We start from the raw sequence: 4198 nt of genomic DNA on the forward strand, positions 1-4198 counted from the left end.
GGTTACATTTCGAACCCGGAAGCTAAGCCTTACAGCGCCGATGGTACTGCAGGGGGGACCCTGTGGGAGAGTAGGACGCCGCCGAACAATTTTTGAGAAAACCCCCGCATCTTCTGATGCGGGGGTTTTCTGCGTTTAAGCTCGACCCCATGCGCTATGACCTCGTGATTTTCGACAATGACGGCGTGCTTGTCGACAGTGAGCCCATCTCCAACCGGTTGCTCGCTGCGTATCTCACCGAGCTGGGGCACCCCACCTCCTACGAGGAGTCCATTCGGGACTACATGGGATCTGCGATGCACCGCATTCATGAGCTCGTCCTCGAGCGGACCGGACGACGGTTGCCGGAGGACTTCGACGACATCTTCCACACGCGAGTGTTCACGGCCTTCAAGCAGGAACTCGTGGCCGTCGCCGGGGCCTCCGAGGTGCTGGAGAAGCTGGCCGCGGACGGAGTTCCGTACTGCGTCGCCTCCTCCGGTAGCCATGAGCGGATCAGGGTGGGGCATCGGACGACCAGGCTCGACCGGTGGTTCGACGAGAAGCGGATCTTCAGTTCGCAGGACGTCGGGCGGGGCAAACCGGCCCCTGACCTCTTCCTGTACGCGGCCGAGCGGATGGGGGTCGCGCCGGGGCGGTGTGTCGTCGTCGAGGACAGTCCGCTGGGAGTGCAGGCGGCCGTCGCGGCCGGGATGGACGTGTACGGGTTCACCGCGATGACGCCGTCGGAGAAGCTCGCGGGGGCCAATCAACTCTTCTCCGACATGGGAGAGTTGGCTGACCTGCTTGTCTGACATCTGTCATGCGGAGGTTCGGACGATCGTTTCTACCGACGCGGATCGCCGGACGACACTCTGAGGGCATGACGACGAAGACGAGCGACACGGAGACGGGCAAGCCGAACCTCTTCCTGCCGCTGATCCTGGACGTGGCCGTGCCCATCGGGGCGTACTACCTGCTCAAGGACGGCTTCGGGATCAGCACCTTCGCCGCACTGGCCTGGAGCAGCGTCGTCCCGGCCCTGCGGACCGGGTGGGCCGCGGTCACGGAGCGAGCGGTCAACGGGATCGCCGGCCTCATCCTGGTCGTGAACGTCGTTTCGCTGGTGCTCGGCTTCGTCTCCGGTGATCCACGGCTGATGCTCGCCAAGGACAGCGGGGTCAGCAGCACGGTGGGCATCGGGATACTCGTGTCCGTCGTGCTCGGGCGGCCGATGATGACCGCCGCGCTGAAGCCGTTCCTCGTCAAGGACGTGGCCAAGGAGGCCGCCTGGGGGCGGCTGATGGACGGGACCGCCGCCGCGTCGGCGGACTTCCGGCGCAAGGAGCGGGTCTTCTCGACGGTGTGGGGCGGGGTGCTGCTCGCGGAGTGCGTGCTGCGGATCGTGGGGGCGTGCACCGTGCCGGTGGACACCATGGTGTGGCTCGGGTCGGTCGTCCTCGTCGCCGCTGTGGGGGCCGGGATCGTGGGCGGCGGTGCGTTCGGGGCCGGGCCCATGGAGCGGATGCTCACCGCGGAGGCCGAGGCCGCCGCGGAGGGTGGGGCCAGGGCGGCCGAACCGGCCATGGCCGCTTGAGGCCGACCAGCGCAGAGATGAGGGAAATTCATCTTTGGCTGGATCTACCCACGGGTAGGCCGGGGCCCTACGCTCGCCGCCATGACTGATGTGCTGCGGCGCGGCAGGGGCTCGTTGGCGTTCGGCTTCCTGGTGCAGGGTGTCGCCTTCGCGCTGCTCGTGACGAGGATCCCGGCCATCCAGGACCGGTACGGGGTGTCCGACGCGCTGCTGCCCGCGTTTCTGGCCGCTGTGCCGATCCTCGCCGGGGTCGGCAGCGTGACCACCGAGCGGTTGGTGAAGCGGGTACGGCCGAGTCGGCTGCTGCGGTGGTCCCAGCCCGTGGTGCTGCTGGCGCTGCTCGGCGTCGGGGCCGGGGAGCGGATGGTGGAGCTCGGTGTCGCGCTCGCGGCGTTCGGTCTCGCCGTCGGGGTGCTGGACGCGTCGATGAACATGCTCGGGGTGAGTCTGCAGCGGTCGTACGGGCGCAGCATCATGCTCAGTTTTCACGCGGCGTACAGCCTGGGCGGGATCGTCGGGGCCTCGCTGGCGTGGGTGGGGGCGCACTGGCATCTGGCGCTGTGGGTGTCGTACCTGCCGGTCGTGCTGGTGCTGCTGCCGGCCGTGCTGGTGGGGAGCCGGTGGTACGTCGACGACGGGGGCGGTGCGGCGGACGAGGCGGAGAAGCCGGCCGGGGAGGGCCAGGTCCTCGTCTTCAAGTGGCTGTTGCCGCTGTGTCTGGTGATGACGGTCGCGTACATCGGGGACTCGACGGTCTCCAACTGGAGTGCCAAGTACCTTCAGGACGTGCTCGGCAGCTCGGAGCAGATGGCGACGGTGCCGTACAACGTGTACATGGTCACCACGCTGCTGGGTCGGGCGATCGGGGACCTCGGGGTGCGGCGGTTCGGGGCGGCCGCGGTGGTGCGGGGCGGGGCGCTGGTGGCGGCGGGTGGGTTCGCCGTGGTGGCCGGGGCGCCCGGGGCGTGGGTCGGGATGCTGGGGTTCACGCTGCTGGGGCTGGGATTGTGCGTGCTGGTGCCGCAGACGTTCGCGGCGGCCGGGCGGCTGTTCCCGGGGGCGTCGGACGCGGCCGTCGCGCGGCTGAATGTCTTCAACTATGTGGGGTTCTTGATCGGCTCGCCGTTGGTCGGGGCGCTCGGGGATCTGTGGAGCTACCGCGGGGCCATGCTCGTGCCGATGGTGTTGGTGCTGGTGACGCTGGTGTACGCCCGGTCGTTCGAGGCTCAACCGGACCGATACGGTGGCGGGCATGAGCGGCCGCGCACAGCTGATGTGGGACGAGGCAGTAACGGGCTATGACTTCGGTCCGGGGCATCCGATGGACCCGGTCCGGCTCGCCCTGACCCGGAGACTGGTCGATGCCTTCGGGCTGGACCGTGAGGTGGAGGTGGTCGCCGCGAAGGCGGCCGGGGAGTCGACGCTGAGGCTTGTCCACCGCCAGGACTACATCGAGGCGGTGAAGGCCGCGTCGGCGGATCCGGGAGCGGCGGACCAGTCGTACGGGCTGGGGACGATGGACGATCCGGCGTTCGCCGGGATGCACGAGGTGTCGTCGCTGATCGCCGGGCAGTCGGTGGGGGCGGCGGAGGCCGTGTGGCGGGGTGAGGCGCTGCACGCGGTGAACTTCGCGGGCGGGCTGCACCACGCGATGCCGGGCGGTGCGTCCGGGTTCTGCATCTACAACGACGCCTCGCTGGCGATCGCGCGGCTGCTGGAGCTCGGGGCGGAGCGGGTCGCGTACATCGACGTCGACGTGCATCACGGGGACGGGGTCCAGGCGGCGTTCTGGGAGGACCCGCGGGTACTGACGATCTCGCTGCACGAGCATCCCCAGACGCTGTTCCCGCAGACCGGGTGGCCGGAGGAGACCGGGGCGGACTCCGCGGAGGGCTCGGCGGTGAACGTGGCGCTGCCGGCCGGGACGGGCGACGCGGGGTGGCTGCGGGCCTTCCACGCCGTCGTGCCGGAGCTGATCGCCGACTTCCGGCCCCAGGTGCTGGTGACGCAGCACGGGGCCGACACGCACTTCGAGGATCCGCTGGCGCACCTGGCGGTGTCGCTGGACGCGCAGCGGGCGGTGCAGGTGGCCTGTCACGACCTGGCGCACGAGTACGCCGACGGGCGGTGGGTGGCCCTCGGCGGGGGCGGTTACGCCGTGGTCGACGTGGTGCCGCGCTCCTGGACGCACCTGGTCGCGATCGCGGCCGGGTGGCCCGTGGAGCCCGAGGCGATGATTCCCGAGGGCTGGCGGCAGGAAGTGTTCGCGAAGACGCGGCAGTTGGCCCCGGCGCGGATGACGGACGGGCGCTGGCCCGTGAGCTGGTCCGGCTGGGACGAGGGCTACGACCCGGCGGACCGGCTGGACCAGGCGGTGCTGGCGACCCGGCGGGCGGCGTTCCCGCTGCGGGGGCTGCTGGCGTGAGGGGGTGCCGCCGGACCTAGGGGGTGTTTCGAAGGTCCCGCACAGCACCCACGGCGCCCGGCACGCTCCCCCAAGCTCTCGACTCCGCTCAAGCAGGGGGTACCCCCACTCGCCGCACCAACCGAAATCCCAAGTACGTCCAGTACGAGGGCTTTCGTCCGGCACGCCGAGAGCACGCACCGGACACCGCGGGCACC

The 4198-nt window shown here is 70.0% G+C and carries 4 protein-coding genes and 1 rRNA gene; all 5 read left to right on the plus strand.

Annotated features, from left to right (window positions below; genetic code table 11):
* Positions 1–87, plus strand: a 5S ribosomal RNA gene (gene rrf / locus ABZ281_RS40300); the annotation flags it as partial.
* A 62-nt stretch (positions 88–149) separates the two neighbouring features.
* The gene (locus ABZ281_RS40305) at positions 150–794 is read left to right on the plus strand and encodes an HAD family hydrolase (RefSeq protein WP_356662939.1); all 645 of its coding nucleotides are present in this window, start codon (positions 150–152) and stop codon (positions 792–794) included.
* A 68-nt stretch (positions 795–862) separates the two neighbouring features.
* On the plus strand, positions 863–1576 hold the full coding sequence (locus ABZ281_RS40310) for a VC0807 family protein (RefSeq protein ID WP_356662940.1): 714 nt from the start codon (positions 863–865) through the stop codon (positions 1574–1576).
* An 81-nt stretch (positions 1577–1657) separates the two neighbouring features.
* The gene (locus tag ABZ281_RS40315) at positions 1658–2878 is read left to right on the plus strand and encodes an MFS transporter (protein WP_356662941.1); all 1221 of its coding nucleotides are present in this window, start codon (positions 1658–1660) and stop codon (positions 2876–2878) included.
* A complete protein-coding gene (locus ABZ281_RS40320) occupies positions 2829–4001 on the plus strand; it encodes an acetoin utilization protein AcuC (protein ID WP_356662942.1) in 1173 nt (390 codons plus the stop codon). The genes ABZ281_RS40315 and ABZ281_RS40320 overlap by 50 nt, the downstream gene beginning before the upstream one ends.
* The last annotated feature ends 197 nt before the right edge of the window (positions 4002–4198 follow it).

The organism is Streptomyces sp. NPDC006265 (genome assembly GCF_040613555.1).
In the GTDB taxonomy this organism is placed as follows: Bacteria; Actinomycetota; Actinomycetes; order Streptomycetales; family Streptomycetaceae; genus Streptomyces.